This is a genomic window from Flavobacterium sp. (assembly GCF_024305175.1).
GTDB lineage: Bacteria > Bacteroidota > Bacteroidia > Flavobacteriales > Flavobacteriaceae > Flavobacterium.
The window spans coordinates 1-19,603 of record NZ_JAMWYY010000001.1 but is presented as its reverse complement, the minus strand read 5'-3'; the positions used below and the strand labels follow the sequence as shown (position 1 = coordinate 19,603).

Below are 19,603 nucleotides of genomic sequence, written 5' to 3'. Positions count from 1 at the left end.
GTTTATCTTTGCGGTATGACAGGATTAGTTTATAAATCTACCGGAAGCTGGTATACCGTAAAGGCTGATGACGGCACATTTTATGAATGCCGCATTAAGGGTAAATTCCGTATTAAAGGAATTACAAGCACCAATCCTGTGGCAGTGGGCGATGTAGTTGATTTTGATATTGAGGAAAACAACAATGCTGTTATTACCAACATACATGAACGCAAGAACTACATAATCCGTAAATCGGTAAACCTTTCTAAGCAGGTGCATATAATTGCATCAAACATAGATAAGCTTTTCCTGCTGGTAACCATAAACAACCCGCCTACCACCACAAGTTTTATAGACAGGTTCCTGGTAACCGCCGAAGCCTATGATATAGAAGCTGTTCTTGTATTTAATAAGCTTGACACTTATACAAGGGAAGCAGAAGATGAAATGCTGTACCTTAAGCACACATACAGCAAAATAGGGTATAAGTGCCTCAAAGTATCTGCAACTGAGGGAAAGGGGCTTGATGCGCTTAAAGAGCAGATGCAGGGTAATGTAAGTATGTTTTCGGGACACTCGGGTGTGGGTAAATCTACCCTTGTAAATGCCTTGCAGCCCTCTTTAAATCTCAAAACAAAAGAAATATCAGAACAACACAGCCAGGGGCAGCATACCACGACTTTTGCCGAAATGTTTGACCTTGATTTTGATGCAAAAATAATTGATACACCCGGCATACGCGGTTTTGGTATTGTAGATATGGAGCCGGACGAAATAGGCGATTATTTCCCTGAGTTTTTTGCATTAAAAGAAGAATGCAAGTTTAACAACTGCCTGCATAAGGAAGAACCGCATTGTGCTGTTAAGGATGCGCTTGATAACGATGAGGTGGCGTGGTCACGCTATCGCAGTTACCTGCAAATGCTTGAAGGCGATGACGAAACCTACCGCACTGATATTTATGGCGAAGGCAAAAATGAAGAGGAATAATGAGGGTAGTGTTACAAAGGGTTAGCAGTGCATCTGTAACTATAGCGGGCGAAACAGTAGCAGCCATTCAGCAGGGCTTACTTATACTTTTAGGTGTAGAAGATGCCGATACTGCGGAAGATATTGAATGGCTTACCGCTAAAATTGCAAAGCTGCGGATTTTTAATGATACCGAAGGTGTTATGAACCTTTCTGTTACAGATGTAGGGGGCGATGTTATTGTAGTAAGCCAGTTTACACTTCATGCCGCAACCAAAAAAGGAAACCGCCCCAGTTATATAAAAGCAGCAAGGCCGGAGGTTGCAGTTCCGCTTTATGAAGCCTTTGTAAACCAACTTGCACAGCACCTCAATAAGCCTGTACAAACCGGCAGGTTTGGCGCTAATATGCAGGTAGCGCTGGTTAATGATGGTCCCGTTACTATATTAATTGATAGTAAAAACAGGGAGTAATAATTTCAGAATTTAGGAAATTCTTCTATTTTTGGAGAAATTTATTTAACATGTTTTTAAGAAAACCCATCCTTTTCTTATTATTTATTGCCTTTAACGCCTATTCCCAACAAGACTTATCAGTACTCTCAATACCGCAGGAGCTACGGGAAAATGCTAACGCTGTTATACGCTCGTATAACAAAGAAATTACCATAAGCTCACGAAAATCAATGACGGTAAAGAAGAGCCGAATTGTAACAGTACTTAACGATTATGGTAATGATTATATAGACGCTTCAGAATTTTTTGATAAGTCTACAAAAATAAAATCTATAGAAGCCATAATTTATGATGCTTTCGGGAAAGAAATCAAAAAAATAAAGAAGAGAGATTTTCGTGACAGGTCGGTTTCAGAAGGTTCTATATTAACAGATGACCGCATCCTGTATCTGGACTATACTCCGGTGCAATACCCTTATACAATAGTTTATACAAGCGAAACCGAAACATCTAATACTGCTTTCATTTCATCATGGATGCCACTGGAAGGCTTATATGTAAGCACAGAAAAATCGTCTGTTACCATTAATCATGATACTTCACTGGGTTTTAAATATAAAGCCTATAATTTTGATGAAGGAATCCTGAAAAAGCAGGAGCAGCCCGGTGTACTTGCTTTAAGTGTAGAAAACCTGCCGGCACAACGTTCTGAAGATTATTCCCCTTATTTTTTACAGATAATGCCGCATGTGCTTTTCGGGCTCGATAAGTTTAATCTTGAGGGCGTAGAAGGCGAAGCTTCAAACTGGGAAGCTTTTGGTACCTGGATGTATAACAACCTGCTAGAAGGTACTGAAGAGCTACCCGAAGAAACCGTTGCAAAGATAAAAGCACTTACAGCAGGTGCGGCTACCCCTTTGGAAAAAGCAAAAATTGTGTATGAGTATATGCAAAACAAAACCCGCTACATAAGCATTCAGCTTGGCATTGGCGGCTGGAAACCCATGCCTGCAGAAGATGTTGACAGGCTTGGCTATGGCGACTGTAAAGCGCTTACCAACTATACAAGGGCTTTGTTACAGGCAGCCGGAGTAGAATCGTATTATGCTGTGGTGTATGGAGACAGGCGCGCCCGTAGCCTGCGCGAAGATTTTGTGAGCATGCAGGGCAACCACGTTATACTTGCCATACCAAATGATGAAGATTTAGTGTGGCTGGAATGTACCAGCCAGCAACTGCCGTTCGGCTTTCAGGGAAGCTTTACTGACGACAGGACAGCACTACTGGTAAAGCCTGAAAAAAGTAAACTTGTACGCACTCATGTGTATGATGATAAAAGCAATTCTCAAAACTCTAAAGGTGCATATACCGTAAAGCAGGATGGCACAATAGAAGGTACTGTAACTTTTACATCGGCAGGCCTGCAGTACCATGATAAATATAGTTATGAATTTCTATCTCCGGATGAGCTTGATAAAAAGTATAAGAACAGGTTTAGTTATATAAACAATATAAAGTTCAAAAATATTAAGGTAAACAACAGTAAGGATAAACAGCTGCTTACAGAAGATTTAGCTATAGAGGCTACAGGCTATGGTAATATGAGCGGCAACAGGATGATTTTTGCGGTTAATGCATTTAACCAGTCAGTTAGTGTACCGCAACGCTACAGAGACAGGAAAGCACCATTTGAGATTGGCACAGGTTATTATGATACAGATGAAATAACCGTTAACCTGCCGGAAGGATTTTCAGTAGAGGCAAAACCTGAAAGCATAATTGTTAAAGACAAGTTTGGTGAGTATAAAGCCGAATATACAATGTCTGGTAACAAGCTTATTTTTAAGCGCTCTATGCATCTTTATAAAGGCAGGTATGACAGCGCCGAATATGAAAACTACAGGCAGTTTTGTGATAAAATTGCCAGAAATGATAATGCAAAAATTGTACTTGTAAAACAATAAAACTCCTAAAACCACCAACAATTAACGAATAATGAAACAGTATTTACTTTCCTTTTTTTTACTTATCGCCTGCTCTGCCGCATTACAGGCCCAAACTTATGAACTTGGCGAAGTAACCAAGCAGGAACTTGAAGAGAAGAGCCACCCTAAAGATCCTTCGGCTCCGGCCGCAGTACTTTTCAGTAAAGGCGAAACGTATATGACATATTCTGAAAGGGATGGTTTTATTTTGGTTACCGAGGTTGATACGAAAATAAAAATTTACACTAAAGACGGCTATGAATGGGCTAACAGGAATATTTCTTATTATGATGCCGGTTCAGAGAGGGAAAGTGTAGATATATCTAAAGCATACACATATAACCTTGAAGGTAACAGCATAAAAAAGACAAAGCTGAAGAATGAAGGTGAATTTACTGAAGAGGTAAACAAAAACTGGAGGCTTAAAAAAATTGTAATGCCCGAAGTTAAAGAAGGCAGTATTGTAGAATACAGGTATAAAATTGTGTCGCCGTTTATAAGTGTTTTTCCTGAATGGAAATTCCAGCACGGCATTCCCGTAAACTATACGGCCTATACTACAAGGATACCCGAGTATTTTGGTTATACACCTAACTTCAGGGGCTACTTTACCCCTAAGGTTACGAAATCTACCAAGAGCCAGTCAGTAACTTTAACCAACACACAACGTGTCGAAAACAGGCCTTCTGAAATCACTACTAATAAGATAGATTATGTCGATAATATTGTAAAATATGAAATGCAGGACCTGCCCGCGCTTAAAGACGAGGCCTTTGTAAACAACATAGAAAACTATACATCGAGCATTGAGCACGAGATAACATTTACAAAATATCCTAACAGTCCTTTTAAATCATACTCTTCCTCGTGGGAGGATGTAGCTAAAACAATATATGATAATGAAGATTTTGGCGGCGAATTAAAAAAAACAGGATATTTTGAAGATGACATTAATGCTTTACTCAATGGGATATCTTCACCCGAAGACAAACTGGTTGCCATTTTTTATTATGTTAGGGAGCGTATGAACTGGAACGGAAATTATGGTTACCACTGCGATAAGGGTGTTAAAAAGGCATATTCAGAAAAAGCGGGTAATGATGCAGAGATTAACCTGATGCTTACCGCGATGCTGCGTTATGTGAAAATTGATGCCAACCCCGTGCTGGTTACGACAAGGTCAGCTAAAATAGCTTTATTTCCCAGCAGGACAGCTTTTAACTATGTTATAAGCGCAGTAAACCTGGGTGATAAGACTATATTACTGGATGCGACTTCTAAATCTGCCGTTCCCGGTATTTTACCTATACGTGCCCTTAACTGGACAGGCAGGCTTATAAGGCAGGATGGTAGCTCTTCCCAAATAGAAATGATGCCCTCACAACATTCTAAAGAGGCAAGCGTATTAACTGTTTCTGTTACTAACGATGGGCAGATTTCCGGTAAGGCGCAAAGGCAATATGAACATTATAATGCTTATTTGTTCAGGGAAACCTTTTCGGGCATGAGTAAAGAAAGCCGCATGGAAAAAATTGAGAAAGCATTTGCAGGGCTTGAAGTGGATGCTTATACCATGCCGGAAGATAAAGATTTTACAAAGGCGCTTACTGAAGAGTATGAGTTTAAGCACAATGGCATGACAGATGTTATTGGCGATAAGATATATATAAGGCCAATGCTTTACCTTGGCGAAACAGAAAATCCGTTTAAGCAGGAAAAGCGTGAATACCCAATCGATTTTGTTTTCCCGAGGCAGGAAAAGTTCATAATTACTTTTAAGTGCCCTGAAGGTTATCATGTAGAATCTGTTCCCGAAGCATTAGCGATTGCAATGGAAGAAAACATAGGTACATTCAGGTATAATGTAGTGCAGTTACAGGGCCAGGTGCAGGTAAGGGCACTCGTAGAGCTTAATTATGCTGCAATATCTCAGGATTATTATCCTACAATTAAAAACTTTTTCGATAAAATGATCGAGAAGCAAAATGAAAAAATAGTTTTAGCAAAAAACAACTAAGAAATGAAAAAGATAATTTTTACCGCTGTGTTTATTATTTACACAGTGCTTGCATTTGCACAGGATTCTGAATTTGGCAAAGTAAAAGATGAAGAGGTTTTTGAAAAGCAAAACAAGCAATACCCATCTGCCGGTGCCGTAATTTTATATAAGAAAGGATCTACCTATTTTGATTTTGACAGTGCGGGCGACTGGATTTTGGTGACCGATGTTAAGGCCAGAATAAAAATTTACGCTAAAGAAGGTTATAATACTGCAAATATAGAGATACCTTTTTATACCGGCGGAGCACGCAGCAGTCAGGAAGAAGTGAACCTTATAGAGGCATATACTTATAACACAGAAGGCGGCAGAGTAGAAAGAACAAAGGCGCGAAAGGAAAATGAGTTTACAGAAGAGTATAACGAATTCTATAAAATTAAGAAAATAACACTGCCTGCTGTAAAAGAGGGCAGCGTTATAGAATATCACTACCAGATAAAGTCGCCGTTTTTCAGGACAATACCTACATGGTATTTTCAGGGAGAGATGCCGATTAATTATATGGAGTATAAAATAAATTTTCCGCAATACTTTACATACAACCGTATCTTAAGCCCATATCTTCCTGTTCAGGAAGCCCAGGAAACGGTTAAAGTAACAAAGCGCTTTTCCAACGGGTCTGCAAAAGGAGGGTATGGCACCGTTAATGGTTCATTGCAAAACCAGACAGGTTCTATAACATTCTATGAAATCAGCAAAAAGTATGTTGCAGAAAATGTTCCGCCTTTAAAGGATGAAGCCTATGTAGATAATATTAAGAATTACACGTCGTATGTAAAGCATGAACTTGCAAAGACAAACCTTCCTAACCAGATAGAGAAGAACTATGTAACCGATTGGTTTACGGTAGTGCAAAAAATTTATGGTGAAAGTGCGTTTGGACCACAGCTTAAGGAAAAAGGTTATTTTGAAGCAGACTTACAGCCATTGCTAAAGCAGGGTATGAAGCAGGACGAAATAATAAATACTATATATACCTTTGTTAAAGACCGTATGGCTTATAATGGCAGGAATACCTATGAAGCCGTTACAGGGGTAACTAAAGCTTATACCTCTAAAACGGGCAGTGCAGGCGACATTAACCTGATGCTGATTTCCATGCTGCGTTCGGCAGGCATAAATGCCAACCCTGTACTTTTAAGCACAAGGGATAACGGGCAGGTTTCTTTTATCAACAGAGACGAATTTAATTATGTTATTGCCACTGTAGAGTCGGCGAACGGGCGTATATATCTTGATGCTACCGATAAAAACTCTAAACCGGGGCTTTTGCCGGTAAGAGCTCTTAACGGTACAGGCAGGCTTATTAAAGACAATTATTCATCGGAAGAAGTTAACCTCTCACCGTTGGTAAACTCTAAAGAGTTAGTGGTAGTTATGGGTACTATACAGGCAGATGGTTCTATAAAAGGACAGGTGAGGGACCAGCGATATGACTATAAAGCCTTTTTATTTAATGAAAAGACTGACGGGCAGGCTGCATACAAAAATGTAGATATAAGCGATTATAATACTGTAAAAGCGGATGATAATACAAAACCGCTTACACAGTCATATAATTTTTCGACTAGTAATGCTGTGGAAATAATTGGCGGAAAAATGTATATATCGCCTATGTTGTTCTTTGCCCAGACAGAGAACCCGTTTAAGTCGGAATCACGCAATTATCCTATTGATTTTATTTATCCGTCGCAGGAAAGATATACCATCAGCCTTACCTTGCCTGACGGTTATACAGTTGAAACCCTGCCTGAGCCGGTTCAGATGGAGATGCCTGCAAAAATAGGCAGCTTCAGGTTTAGCGCCGCCAGTACCAACAACCAGTTACAGATTGTAGTTACCAAAGAAATGAATACTGCTACAGTAGCCCCTGAATATTACATTGGCTTAAAAGCGTTCTTTGCAGATATGGTTAAAAAACAAAACGAAAAGATAGTACTTAAAAAGCTGTAAGCATTCCATGAGGTTAAAATATTATGTACTGTTGCATATCCTGCTGTCTGCTTTTGCAGCAAACAGCCAGGATTTTAAATTGGGCCGGGTAAGTATTGAAGAACTTCAGCAACAGAAACATCCGTTAGAGCCATCGGCCCCTGCTGCGATACTCAATAAGGCAGGCTATACTTATTTTGTGGTAAATTCCGGCATATGGACCATGGTTACAGAGGTAGAAATGCGCATTAAAATCTACAATAAATCAGGTGTAGAGTATGCAACGCATGAACTTGGATATTTATCAGAATCAAAAAAAATGAGTGTTAATTATTCAAATGCCGCCACTTATAACCTTGTTGACGGAAAGGTGAACAAAACAAGTGTAAACAAAGAAGGGAAGTTTAAAGAAGAGCTTAATGAAAAAGTAAGTATTAAAAAAATAACCTTTCCTGACGTAAAAGACGGAAGTGTTATCGAATTTAAATACACCATCAGGACACCTTTTATATTCAGTTTCAGGGACTGGTATTTTCAGTATGAAATTCCTGTCAATAATATGTCTTATAAAGTAGCAATACCATCGTGTTTTGTTTATCAGCGTTATATTAAAGGATACATAAAGGATGTTAAAGCATCTGAGCCTAAAATGGTGCTGGGTAAAACGATATATAATGATGTTACCGTAACTTATACTGCAACTGATATTAAACCGGTTAAAGAAGAACCGTTTATAGATAATATAGATAACTACCGGGCAGCTATTGCCTATGAGCTGGAGTACATACGTTATGAGGGTGAACCGGAAAAACATTTTTCGAGTACCTGGGGCGATGTAGCCAAAGAAATTTATAAAGATGATGATTTTGGTAAAGAGCTGGGCAGGACAGGATACTTTAAAGATGACTTAGATGCACTGCTTGCCGGAATAAATACAGTAACAGAGAAGACAAACGCTATTTTTTTGTATGTACAAAAGCGCATGATGTGGAACGAAGACTCCCGTTATTATTGCGATAAAGGTGTAAAAGAGGCCTATCAGGAAAAAACAGGCAACAGCGCCGAAATAAATTTTATACTTATTGCAATGCTGCGGAGTGCCGGTATAGATGCAAACCCGGTTTTGGTCAGCACAAGAGATAATGGTATCTCTCTATACCCCGGTATGTCGGGGTTTAATTATGTTGTGGCTGCTGCAGAGATAGGAGGTAAAACAGTGCTTTTAGATGCCACATCTAAATATAACTGTCCGGGCATTTTGCCGGAAAGGGCACTTAACTGGTATGGCACTTTAATCAGGGAAAACGGAACTTATAAAGAAATTGACCTAAAACCTGAAAAGAAATCTCTGGAGGCTGCCACACTTTCGGCAGTGGTTGATGATAAAGGAAACATTACAGGAAGGGTAAGGTCGCAGTACACTAACCAGTCTGCCCTTAATTACAGGGAGGAACATTCTTCTGAGAAAAGTATAAACCGGATAGCGGAAATCGAAAGGAAGTATAATAATTTACTGGTAAGCGATTTTCTTTTGAAAGAGACTTCAAACCTGTCAGAACCGGTTATTGAAGACTACTCTTTTACATATAATAATGCTGCCGAAATTATAGGTGACAGGATGTACCTAAACCCTTTGCTTTTTATGACTGCGCAGGAGAACCCGCTAAAACAGGAGAAAAGAGAATATCCTGTTAGCTTTGTATATCCCAAGCTATATAAAAATATATTCATTATAACATTACCCGACGGATATGAGATAGAATCATTACCAAAGTCTGTAGCCATAGCTATGGAAGAGGGTATAGGCGACATGGCATACAGCATAGCTGCAAAAGACAACGTCGTACAGGTGGCTATGCAGCTTAATATCAATTATAGTTTGGTTTCTCAGTTATATTATGATACAATACGCAATTTTTATAAAAATGTTATAGAAAAGCAAAATGAGAAAATAGTACTTAAAAGGATATAATCATGGATATAAAAAATGCCCAGCAGGATGTAGATAACTGGATAAAAGAGCATGGGGTGCGTTATTTTAATGAGCTTACCAATATGGCACAGCTTACCGAAGAAGTAGGAGAGGTTGCCCGTATTATTGCCCGTCGTTATGGCGAGCAAAGCGAAAAAGAAAGCGACAAAAACAAAGATCTTGGCGAAGAGCTTGCCGATGTTGTTTTTGTGGTACTGTGTCTTGCTAACCAGACAGGGGTAAACCTGCAGGAAGCCTTTGATAAAAAAATGGCACTTAAAAGCAAGCGCGACCACGACAGGCACCATAATAATGAAAAGCTTAAATAGTTTTGTATCTTTATAGGTAATAAACTACGATTGTTATGAAAAAATGGATGGCTAATAGCATTGCGGGTATATTAGTATATGCACCTTTGGGTTGGCTTACAACATTATTTATGGATGTGGAGACTGCTGCAAAAATAAGGTATATTATTATGTTTACCGTTGCTATGTCACTTGCCGATATTTTTATTATTCAGCCATTGCGTAAAAAGCTGGAGGCAAAAAAAGCTGCTAAAAAAGGCAATACATAGTACAATAACTAATGGATGTCTTTTTGCCAAAAACAGATTTAGTTAAGCCTGCGCACATAACCATATCCGGCAGCAAAAGCGAGAGTAACCGCCTGTTGCTTTTACAGGCACTGTTTCCGTATATTATTGTTGATAATGTTTCCGATTCTGATGATAGCGCTGTAATGCAGAAGGCGCTTCAGTCGGATTCGCCTGTAGTAGACGTTCATCATGCCGGTACGGCAATGCGGTTCTTAACAGCTTACTTCGCCATTCACGAAGGCAGTGAGGTTATCTTAACCGGTTCGCAGCGAATGAAAGAACGGCCTGTAGGCGTTTTAGTAACCGCATTGCGGACTTTGGGAGCCGACATATCATGCGAAGAAAATGAAGGTTATCCGCCATTGCGTATAAAAGGCAAAAAGCTTTCAGGAGGCGAGGTAGAAATTGATGCCAACATCAGCAGCCAGTATATTACTGCCCTTATGCTGATAGGTGCCCGCCTTGAAAAGGGGCTTACAATTGTCCTAAAAGGGGAAATTACTTCACGCCCCTATATTGATATGACCCTTAATTTATTAGTAAAAGTTGGCATTAAGGCAGGCATCGAAGGAAATATCATTCGCATAAATCCACAATCTGAAATCTTACATCTTAAATCTCCAATCACTATTGAGAGTGACTGGAGCTCGGCATCTTATTATTACAGCATAATAGCTTTATCTAAACCGGGAGCTGAAATTACACTTTCATCATTTACTGAAGATAGTAACCAAGGCGACAGCGCCCTTGCTGAAATTTATAAGCAGTTTGGTGTTATTACAACATTCAGCGGCGATGCAATCACATTAAAGAAGGACAGCTGTCAACTGTCAACTGTTAACTTTCAACTCAATAACACCCCCGACATTGCCCAGACAATCGCTGTAACCTGTTTTGGGTTTGGTACAGGCTGTAGCTTGACAGGTTTGCACACGCTTAAAATTAAGGAAACCGACAGGCTTACAGCACTTAAAACCGAACTTGAAAAATTTGGTGCAGATATACAGGTAACTAATAACAGCTTAATGCTGAATCCTTTTAAATGGGATGAGAAGAGAGAAACGCCCGTTACCATAGAAACGTATAACGACCACCGTATGGCAATGGCGTTTGCCCCGCTTGCCTTAAAAACCGGGCTTATTATAAAAGATGCAGGGGTGGTATCTAAATCCTATCCGGCATTTTGGGATGATATAGCTAAACTTGGCTTTACCTGTAAAAAGGCATAGTTTTATATGAAAGATAATTTCAGTAAACATTTAAAGCATAAATATATTGCAAAACACTTGACAACGCCTGTTTTGCAGTAGTATATTTGCACCTCACAAAAATTAGGTGCCACAGCACTGAAAATTAAAGCTGAACAAATGAAATTATCAAACTTCAATTTTAACCTTCCTAAAGAATTATTAGCCGAGTTTCCTGCCGATAACAGGGATGAGTCGCGCCTTATGGTGGTTGACAGAAAAACCAAGACTATAGAGCATAAGCTTTTTAAAGACGTACTGGATTATTTTGACGAAGGCGATGTAATGGTGCTTAATAACACTAAGGTTTTCCCTGCACGCCTGTATGGTAATAAAGAGAAGACAGGGGCAAGGATTGAAGTTTTCCTGTTAAGGGAACTTAACTCTGAGCAGCGTTTGTGGGATGTGCTTGTAGATCCTGCCCGTAAGATAAGGATAGGTAACAAACTTTATTTTGGTGATGATGATTCGCTTGTGGCAGAAGTTATAGATAATACTACGAGCCGTGGGCGTACGCTGCGTTTTCTTTATGACGGTTCTTATGAAGAATTCAGGAACAAACTTAAAGAACTGGGAGAAACTCCTATACCAAAATACATAAACCGTGAGGTGGTGCCGGAAGATGCAGAGCGCTACCAGACTATTTATGCTAAAGAAGAGGGTGCGGTTGCCGCGCCTACTGCCGGGCTTCACTTTAGCAAGCACCTGCTGAAAAGGCTTGAAATTAAAGGTATAGACTTTGCCGAGATAACCCTGCATGTTGGTCTTGGTACTTTTAACCCCGTTGAGGTAGAAGACCTTTCTAAACATAAAATGGACAGCGAGGAGCTTATCATTACCCAACAAGCGTGTGATATTGTAAACAAAGCCAAGGTAAACAAGAAAAAAGTTTGTGCAGTGGGTACTACCAGTATGCGTGCAATGGAAAGTTCTGTGTCATCGCAAAAAACACTTAACCCGTATGTGGGATGGACAAATAAGTTTATTTTCCCTCCATACGATTTTAGCGTGGCAGACTGTATGATTACAAACTTCCACACACCAAAATCAACACTGCTGATGATGATCTCTGCTTTTATGGGCCATGATTTAATGAAAAAGGCGTATGAAGAAGCCGTTAAAGAAGAATACCGTTTTTACACCTATGGAGATGCAATGCTTATCTTGTAATTGCAAATAGTATAATCATAACAAAATCCTGCCTTTGTGCAGGATTTTTTATTTTATTCCTTTTTTTATTTGTTATATTTTTACAACCCAACAACAAACAGCAAAAAATGGAATTTCAGAATACACGTGAATTTGCCCGCCAGCTTGATGCTAAAGATAAACTGGCAAAATACAGGGACGAATTTATTTTTCCGCATGTAAACGGCAAGCAGGTTATATATTTTACCGGCAACTCGCTCGGGCTGCAGCCAAAACGCACCAAAGCCTATGTAGATGAGGTAATGGACGACTGGGCAAAGCTGGCAGTAGAAGGCCATTTTTATGCCGATAAACCCTGGTGGGATTATCATGAGCGTTTTCAGGAGCCGCTAAGTAAAGTAGTGGGGGCACTGCCGGGAGAGGTAACGGTAATGAATACCCTTACGGTAAACCTGCACCTGCTTATGGTTACATTCTACAGGCCCACACCAAAACGTTTTAAAATAATTTGTGAGGAAAAAGCTTTCCCAAGCGACCAGTACATGATACGCAGCCAGGTCCGTTTTCATGGCTATGAGCCTGAAAATGCCATTGTAGAGATCAGGAGGCGAGAGGGCGAGCATAACATCCGCCTTGAAGATGTGCTTGATAAAATAAAAGAGGTAGGTGACGAGCTGGCTCTTGTACTTATTGGTGGCGTAAATTACTACACAGGACAGGTGTTTGATATGGAAACCATAACTAAGGCAGGGCAGGATGCAGGTGCTTATGTGGGCTGGGACCTTGCACACGCCGCAGGTAACGTTCATCTTGACCTGCACAACTGGAATGTAGATTTTGCAGCATGGTGCAGCTACAAATACATGAATTCAGGCCCGGGCAATGCATCGGGTGCTTTTGTGCACGAAATGCACCATAATGACCTCGACCTTCCGCGCTTTGCAGGCTGGTGGGGGCATAACAAGGAACGCCGCTTTTTAATGGAACCTGAGTTCGATCCGGTTCGCGGTGCCAATGGCTGGCAGGTAAGTAACCTCCCGGTGCTTTCGCTTGCGCCATACCTTGCTTCGGTAGAAATGTTTGATGAGGTGGGGATGCCTGCTCTTATACAAAAACGCGACTGCATAACATCATACCTTGAGTTTATACTACATGAAATTGATAAAGAGGTTGACAGCTCTTTTGAGATTATAACTCCTTCTCACCCTAAGGAGCGTGCATGCCAGCTTTCGGTATTCCTGCATGGTGAGGGAAGGTCGCTGTTTGACTACCTGATGAAGAACGGCGTAATAACCGACTGGCGTGAGCCTAACGTTATACGCCTGGCGCCTGTACCGTTTTATTCTTCATACGAAGATATGTATGAATTCGGGCAGATATTAAAACAAGGTATTTTATCGCATTAATTATAAATAGAAACTCCGGCAAAAGCTGGAGTTTCTATTTAAAGTGCATTCAGGATGTTTGCTATCTGCCTGTTGTGTCTTTGTGTATGATATACAGCAAAATGCAGCAGCTCCAGCTTTGTATAACCTTTTAAGGGGTTGCCTTCGTCTGTGTTAGGTATTTCGTCAAGCTGTGCGGTTTTTAGTACCTCAACTGTTTCTTTTCTTATTTTGTCAGTTTGGCTAATAAGTTCTTCTTTACTGTACTGTTTGTCTTCCGGTACAATAAAATCAGGAGACTCTATTTTAAGGTCGAAGTCTAAAAGCATTCCTTTTAGCTCTGCGGCCTTCTCATCGGCCACACGATTGGCTTTAGGAGCTTCCGTACTAAACATTTCTGCCATACCGTTACCTGCTTTTACGAGGTGTCTTGCGGTTTGCGCCGCAGTCCAGCTACCCTTAAAGGGAATTTTATTAATCTTGCTTTCATTTGCAGAACTGATTAATAAGATTGTTTCATGCATTGCTTTATCGAGTTCCGCAGCTATACTATTATCCATGATTTTTTGATTGATCTGATGATTAAACTCCTGCTCTTACTCCTGCACCAGGCTTAGTATGTTACCCGAAGGGTCTTTAAACCAAGCTACTAATGGCCCCTCACCCCTAAAGATGTTATCTTCACCAGTCTTAATGTTCTCGTTATCATAACTTTCAAATACAACACCTTTTTCTTTTAAGGAAGCCACAGCTTCCTCAATGTCATTCACAAGAAAATTGAATACGGTAAAATCAGCCGGGCGATGGTCAGGCTTTTGATAGATTATAAACGTTACGCTGCCGTTCATCTCGAAATCGAGCACCATTCCGCCCATGCCCTCGGTAGCTTTTAAGCCGAGAACGCCTTCATAAAACTGTCTTGTTTTTGCAATATCATCAGTAGAAAAACTACTGAATGCTTTACAGTCCTGTAACATCGTTTTTTTAATTTTTAGTTGAACAAACAGCATTAATTATTGATAGGCTTCATTAAAGTTAACCATCCACTGTATACCGAATTTATCTGTCAGCATCCCGAAATAATCGCCCCAAAAAGCGTCAGCCATAGGCATTATAGCCTGTCCGCCTTCACTTAGCCCTGCATATACCCTGTCGGCTTCCTCTTTGCTTTCAACGTTAATGCTCAGCAATATGTTGCTTCCTGCTTTTGCCTGCTCCATGTGGGGCGGCACATCTGTTGCCATTAGTATGCTCTTGCCAACAGGTAAACTAATGTGCATTATTTTGTCGCCAATATCTTGCGTGTTAGCGTTACTGTTTTCATCTACGCAACCATCCATAGGTACATCGGCAGGCACATCTTTATAGCGCATTATTTGCGTAAATTCTCCGCCAAAAACACTTTTGTAAAAGTTAAATACCTCTTCGGTATTGCCATTAAAATTCAGATAAGGATTTAATTGCTTCATAGTAATTGTTTTTATAGTTAATAATGTGTTTACGAGTTATTTTTTTTAGGTTTAAAAATGAGGTAATCTAAAGAGTACCTGCCGCTGCCCAGTATAAATACTGGTATGCATAATACCATGAATATAAATGCCGGCATTTTGGCCTGAAAATCATCCTGCCCATGGGCAATAAAATAAGCTACTATCATAGTGATGAAAACGGGTATTACCGATAACCGTGTTACCAACCCGAGTAGTATCAGCAGCCCGCAGACAAACTCAGAGAAGATTACCAGGTGAAACGAAAGTTCTGAGCCAATACCTATTATATCGCCAAATTGCGGCAATATTTCATTGTACATGGCAATCTTTCCGTAGCCAAAATAAACAAACATACCGCCAAAAAACAGCCGCAGTAAGAGCGTGGCGGCATCGGTACCCATAGATGAAGGTGAAAGGATTTTTTTCATAGTTTTATAATTGTTAATGATTTGAGTAAAAATTTACGATAAATTCATTTACTAACCATTGATACAAATATATTTTAATCAGTTGCAACAAAGGGTTGTGTAAAAAGTCAATCAGGAGGGGCATACAGGACAAAAATCTTTTATATTTGAAATTAAATCCACAGCTATGAAATTAGGTATAGTACTAAGCCGTAACCACAGGCTGTTAAGCGTGGCAGCTATGCTTGACGTATTTGATTCGGTAAACAGTTTTTACGAAGAAGACGGGCTCGAGAAACCTTTTGAAATAAAACTGCTGTGCAAAGATGAGCAAGATGCTGTAAGCTACGGCAGTTATTCGGCGGTTTGCCCTGTAGAGGGAGATGTATATACTATACTTTTTATACCCGCTTTTAAAGATGATGCCATTGCCAATAATATCCAGGCTAATAAATCATGGATACCCTGGCTGCATAGCCAGTATCGGCAGGGGGCTGCAATAGCAAGTTACTGTACAGGTGCATTTTTACTGGCGGCAACAGGGCTTTTAAACGGACGCCCTGCCACCACACATATAAATGCATGGCCAGTTTTTTACAGACTGTTCCCTGAAGTGAAGGTACAAGCAGAAGCTGTTGTGACCGAAAAAGACAATATTTATACCAGTGGCGGCGCTACCAACAGTTTCCACCTGATGATGTTGTTGCTCGAAAAGTACTGTAACCGCAGCGTGGCAGTGAGGGCTGCAAAGTTATTTTCTGTGGATATGGACAGGAACCTGCAATTGTATTTCGGTACGTTCACCCACATTGAAGATCATGACGATGAGCTCGTACGGAGGGCGCAGGACGAAATCAAGAAAAATTACAGCACTGCTGCTACTATCGAAGAAATTATTACCGATGTGCCTGCCAGCCGCCGTAACCTGGTGCGCCGCTTTAAGCAGGTTACAGGGCTAACACCTATAGAGTACCTCCAAAAAACGCGTATTGAAGCTGCCAAACAGCTATTAGAGACCTCACGTTGCAGTATATTGGAAGTAATGCTGCAATCGGGGTATAACGACTTAAAGACATTCCGGTCGCTGTTTAAGAAAAATGTGGGCATGACACCTAAAATGTACCGTGATAAGTTTAGCGGGCAAATGGTGTAATTATAGCTTTTGCAGTATTTGTTTTAGTGCATCACTTTTTAGAAAACCTTTAAAAGTACCTTTTATTTCATAATCTTTAGAGAGCAGTATCCACATTGGGTAGGCATTATCTGTACAGCCCAGTGCTGTTACCAGTTCGTGCCTGCCTTTGCCTTTCGCATTGGGTATAAAACGGTAACTGTTATTAGCAAAGTTTATAGTTTCTGTTGTTTCTGCATTAAAAGTTATATAATATACTTTACTGCCCAGCAGTTGCTGTAATGTTTCATCACCCTCTATTTGCTTGTCCTGCATTCTACATATGCCGCACCATGTTGTCTCAATTTTGATAAGGATATGCCTCGGTTCCTGATGCATCTTTTCTGTGAGGGTGTCAAAACTAATCCTGTATTCCTGCCCGGGGGCAGCAGTACTTACTGTAAGTATTATAAGCAGAAGCAGCTTTTTCATAGTTAAAACAAATTATAGCGCATACCTATATACACCCTGCGGCCTTGTAGTGAAGCATAGTTGTAGCTTGGGTCAAAAGTGTAGCCGTTAGGGTTATTAACAGGGTTATCGGTATATTTATCAAACGGGTCAAAAGGGCGGATGATGGGGTCTTTAGGTACAAAATCAAAAATATTTTTCATACCGGTGTATATTTCAATACCACTGCTGAATTTTTTAGTAAACTGTATGTTGGCTATTGTAAACCACGGCGAATATTCAGGGCGGTAATCGTTTGGCAGTATAGGCAGGCGCATGGGGCCAAACCAGTTACCGGTAACGTCTATAATGTAATCGTTAGGAAGGGTATAGGTAGCTATAAAATTACCCGACCATTTTGGTGCGTGCAGTTGCTGTATGCGTTGCAGGCTTCCGGCTTCGTTTTCCTCCATCTGGAAAACATCCATCCATGTAACACCAGCCATTATTTTAAGCGGAAAGCTAAAGGTAGCATCTGCATTAACAGATATGCCCTGAGATATGGCATGCCCCCGCAGGTTATCATAAATAATTTTATCAGGGTCGGTGTCAAAATCACCGACTATCTTATTGGTAAAGTAAGAATAGAAACCGGTAAAATCTAAATTCACTGCATAGTTTTCAGCAGGTATTTTTAAAACATAGTTCAGGTTTCCATTATAAGAGCGTTCGGGTTTTAATGCTTCGGCAATTACTACTTCGCGTGCGCCGGTAAGCGCTGCATGGTCTTCCGTAAAAAGGTTAACTACCCTAAAGCCGGTACCAAAACTCGCCCTTACCGTATTATTTGTGTTAGGTGAAAATTTATAAGCTACGCGTGGGGAGTGCACACTGCCATGGTTTTCATCATAGTCAAAGCGGTAACCGCCAAGCAATTTATGTTTTTCATTCAACTTCCATTCATCCTGCACGAACAGGCCGGGCAACGGTGTTTCGGCGGGGCGGTTGGTGCTGCCATCTGTAGAGGCTGTAGCAGGGGTGTTGTCGTCATATTTAGTATAACGGAATGATGCCCCTACCAACAGCGAGTGCTTGTCGCCTAAAGTTTTGTCCCAGTAGGTCTGCACAAATGCAACCTGTTGCGTAGCCATGTAAGGTGTGTTGCCGTACCAGGAGTTTTGGTCGTGCCAGTTATAAGAGAACTGGGTATAAATCTTTTCTGCTACAGGCAGTTCATATAGCCCGATCAGTTCTACCCGGCTGGTATAAATGCTTTCACCATAAATACTGTCGCTGCCGCGCCATTGTTTGTCCCATTGCATTTCGCCGCCCCAGCGGTCTTCATAAACATAACGTGCGGCAAGGCTTGCCGCTCGGTTGCCTTCTCTTTCAAATGCCCATTTGTTGAATACGGATATACGGTTTTGCAGGGTAAGGTCGGTAAAGTTATCGCCGTTGTTATCTATCCTGCTGTTATGATTAAAGTAATTAATACCAAGCAATGAGGTAGCCTTACCGATAGTAAACTTACCTGCGGCATCTACATTAAGCTCTCCCCAGCTTGTCAGGAAGCTGTCAGCACCAAAAACAGGAGCCTTATCCGGATTTTTAGTAATAACGTTTATGGTGCCCCCCATAGCTTCAGAACCGTACAAGGATGACGCAGGGCCTTTAACTACTTCTATACGGTCTACCATGCTATTGGGTATGCCATTAAGCCCGTAAACAGTAGATAATGCGCTTACTATCGGCATGCCGTCTATAAGTATCAGGGTGTAGGGGCCTTCCATACCATTTATATGGATATCGCCTGTATTACAAACATTACAGTTTAGCTGCGGCTGTACGCCGTTTACCATACCTACAGCTTCAAACAGGGTAGCGGTCGGGTTCTTCTTAAACAGTTTTGCGGTAACTATTTCTACAGGTATAGGGCTTTCGCTGCGGCTTACCTCTTTCATTGTTCCTGTTATAACCACCTCGTCAAGTGCCATTTCATCTTCCTGTAATGTAATATTTAGTACAACAGGCTGAGAGCTGCTAACCGTTATCCTCTTTTTTTCTGTCTTGTAGCCTAAAAAGCTAAAGGTAATTTCATAATTGCCATAAGGCAGTTTGGTTATACTGTAATTTCCGTTTTCATCTGCGGCTGTGTATTCGGATAATGCTGCTATACCAACAGTTACACCCGGAACAGAATTTCCTTCAGATGTTATAGTGCCGCTTACAGAACCTGTTTGTGCAAATAATGAATATGAAATAGTAAGTAAAACTAAAAGTATAATTCTTTTCATTAAAAATAAATATTAGCATTACAAAATTATAAATTTAGTTTTGTCTAAAAATATATTTTTAACTTTTTTCTGAATTAAAATTAAACAGCTTTTAAAATCACTGTTAATTAGTAACTGT

At 40.4% G+C, this 19,603-nt stretch carries 18 protein-coding genes; 12 read left to right on the top strand and 6 right to left on the bottom strand.

Features of this window, described 5'->3' with window-relative positions:
* Positions 1-15: 15 nt before the first annotated feature.
* The 11 genes from rsgA (at position 16) to kynU (ending at position 13,754) form a co-directional block, all read left to right on the top strand.
* Positions 16-972, top strand: coding sequence for a ribosome small subunit-dependent GTPase A (gene rsgA / locus Q0K96_RS00090; protein WP_297332002.1), 957 nt, complete (start codon positions 16-18; stop codon positions 970-972).
* Positions 972-1,424, top strand: a complete 453-nt coding sequence (gene dtd, locus Q0K96_RS00085) for a D-aminoacyl-tRNA deacylase (RefSeq protein WP_297332001.1) — start codon at positions 972-974, stop codon at positions 1,422-1,424. The genes rsgA and dtd overlap by 1 nt, the downstream gene beginning before the upstream one ends.
* A gap of 50 nt (positions 1,425-1,474) precedes the next feature.
* Complete coding sequence (locus Q0K96_RS00080) at positions 1,475-3,370, top strand: DUF3857 domain-containing protein (RefSeq protein WP_297332000.1); 1,896 nt, start codon at positions 1,475-1,477, stop codon at positions 3,368-3,370.
* A gap of 31 nt (positions 3,371-3,401) precedes the next feature.
* Positions 3,402-5,408, top strand: coding sequence for a DUF3857 domain-containing protein (locus Q0K96_RS00075; RefSeq protein ID WP_297331999.1), 2,007 nt, complete (start codon positions 3,402-3,404; stop codon positions 5,406-5,408).
* Between the two features lie 3 nt (positions 5,409-5,411).
* The gene (locus Q0K96_RS00070) at positions 5,412-7,403 is read left to right on the top strand and encodes a DUF3857 and transglutaminase domain-containing protein (protein ID WP_297331998.1); all 1,992 of its coding nucleotides are present in this window, start codon (positions 5,412-5,414) and stop codon (positions 7,401-7,403) included.
* Positions 7,404-7,410: 7 nt separating this feature from the next.
* The gene (locus tag Q0K96_RS00065) at positions 7,411-9,354 is read left to right on the top strand and encodes a DUF3857 domain-containing protein (protein WP_297331997.1); all 1,944 of its coding nucleotides are present in this window, start codon (positions 7,411-7,413) and stop codon (positions 9,352-9,354) included.
* A 2-nt stretch (positions 9,355-9,356) separates the two neighbouring features.
* Positions 9,357-9,683 carry a nucleotide pyrophosphohydrolase gene (locus Q0K96_RS00060; protein WP_223053020.1) on the top strand — a complete coding sequence of 109 codons (327 nt, stop codon included), beginning with the start codon at positions 9,357-9,359 and terminating at the stop codon, positions 9,681-9,683.
* Between the two features lie 35 nt (positions 9,684-9,718).
* Positions 9,719-9,931, top strand: coding sequence for a hypothetical protein (locus tag Q0K96_RS00055; RefSeq protein WP_297331996.1), 213 nt, complete (start codon positions 9,719-9,721; stop codon positions 9,929-9,931).
* Between the two features lie 11 nt (positions 9,932-9,942).
* The gene (locus tag Q0K96_RS00050) at positions 9,943-11,181 is read left to right on the top strand and encodes a 3-phosphoshikimate 1-carboxyvinyltransferase (protein ID WP_297331995.1); all 1,239 of its coding nucleotides are present in this window, start codon (positions 9,943-9,945) and stop codon (positions 11,179-11,181) included.
* Positions 11,182-11,319: 138 nt separating this feature from the next.
* Positions 11,320-12,369 carry a tRNA preQ1(34) S-adenosylmethionine ribosyltransferase-isomerase QueA gene (gene queA / locus Q0K96_RS00045; RefSeq protein ID WP_297331994.1) on the top strand — a complete coding sequence of 350 codons (1,050 nt, stop codon included), beginning with the start codon at positions 11,320-11,322 and terminating at the stop codon, positions 12,367-12,369.
* Positions 12,370-12,476: 107 nt separating this feature from the next.
* Positions 12,477-13,754 carry a kynureninase gene (gene kynU, locus Q0K96_RS00040; protein WP_297331993.1) on the top strand — a complete coding sequence of 426 codons (1,278 nt, stop codon included), beginning with the start codon at positions 12,477-12,479 and terminating at the stop codon, positions 13,752-13,754.
* Positions 13,755-13,792: 38 nt separating this feature from the next.
* Here the strand turns inward: kynU and Q0K96_RS00035 are convergent, their stop codons facing one another.
* The 4 genes from Q0K96_RS00035 to Q0K96_RS00020 are packed head-to-tail and all read right to left on the bottom strand — an operon-like array spanning position 13,793 to position 15,651.
* Positions 13,793-14,293, bottom strand: coding sequence for a DinB family protein (locus Q0K96_RS00035; protein ID WP_297331992.1), 501 nt, complete (start codon positions 14,291-14,293; stop codon positions 13,793-13,795).
* A gap of 36 nt (positions 14,294-14,329) precedes the next feature.
* Positions 14,330-14,710 (bottom strand): VOC family protein, encoded by a 381-nt coding sequence (locus Q0K96_RS00030; RefSeq protein ID WP_297331991.1) that lies wholly within the window; start codon positions 14,708-14,710, stop codon positions 14,330-14,332.
* 36 nt (positions 14,711-14,746) lie between these two features.
* Entirely contained in the window at positions 14,747-15,202 is a 456-nt protein-coding gene (locus Q0K96_RS00025) for a VOC family protein (protein WP_297331990.1), read from the bottom strand.
* Positions 15,203-15,231: 29 nt separating this feature from the next.
* On the bottom strand, positions 15,232-15,651 hold the full coding sequence (locus Q0K96_RS00020; RefSeq protein WP_297331989.1) for a DoxX family protein: 420 nt from the start codon (positions 15,649-15,651) through the stop codon (positions 15,232-15,234).
* A 166-nt stretch (positions 15,652-15,817) separates the two neighbouring features.
* Between Q0K96_RS00020 and Q0K96_RS00015 the strand changes: the two genes are divergently transcribed.
* Entirely contained in the window at positions 15,818-16,783 is a 966-nt protein-coding gene (locus Q0K96_RS00015; protein WP_297331988.1) for a helix-turn-helix domain-containing protein, read from the top strand.
* Here the strand turns inward: Q0K96_RS00015 and Q0K96_RS00010 are convergent, their stop codons facing one another.
* A complete protein-coding gene (locus Q0K96_RS00010) occupies positions 16,784-17,233 on the bottom strand; it encodes a hypothetical protein (protein ID WP_297331987.1) in 450 nt (149 codons plus the stop codon). It abuts the gene before it with no gap.
* 2 nt (positions 17,234-17,235) lie between these two features.
* On the bottom strand, positions 17,236-19,485 hold the full coding sequence (locus tag Q0K96_RS00005; RefSeq protein ID WP_297331986.1) for a TonB-dependent receptor: 2,250 nt from the start codon (positions 19,483-19,485) through the stop codon (positions 17,236-17,238).
* Positions 19,486-19,603: the final 118 nt, after the last annotated feature.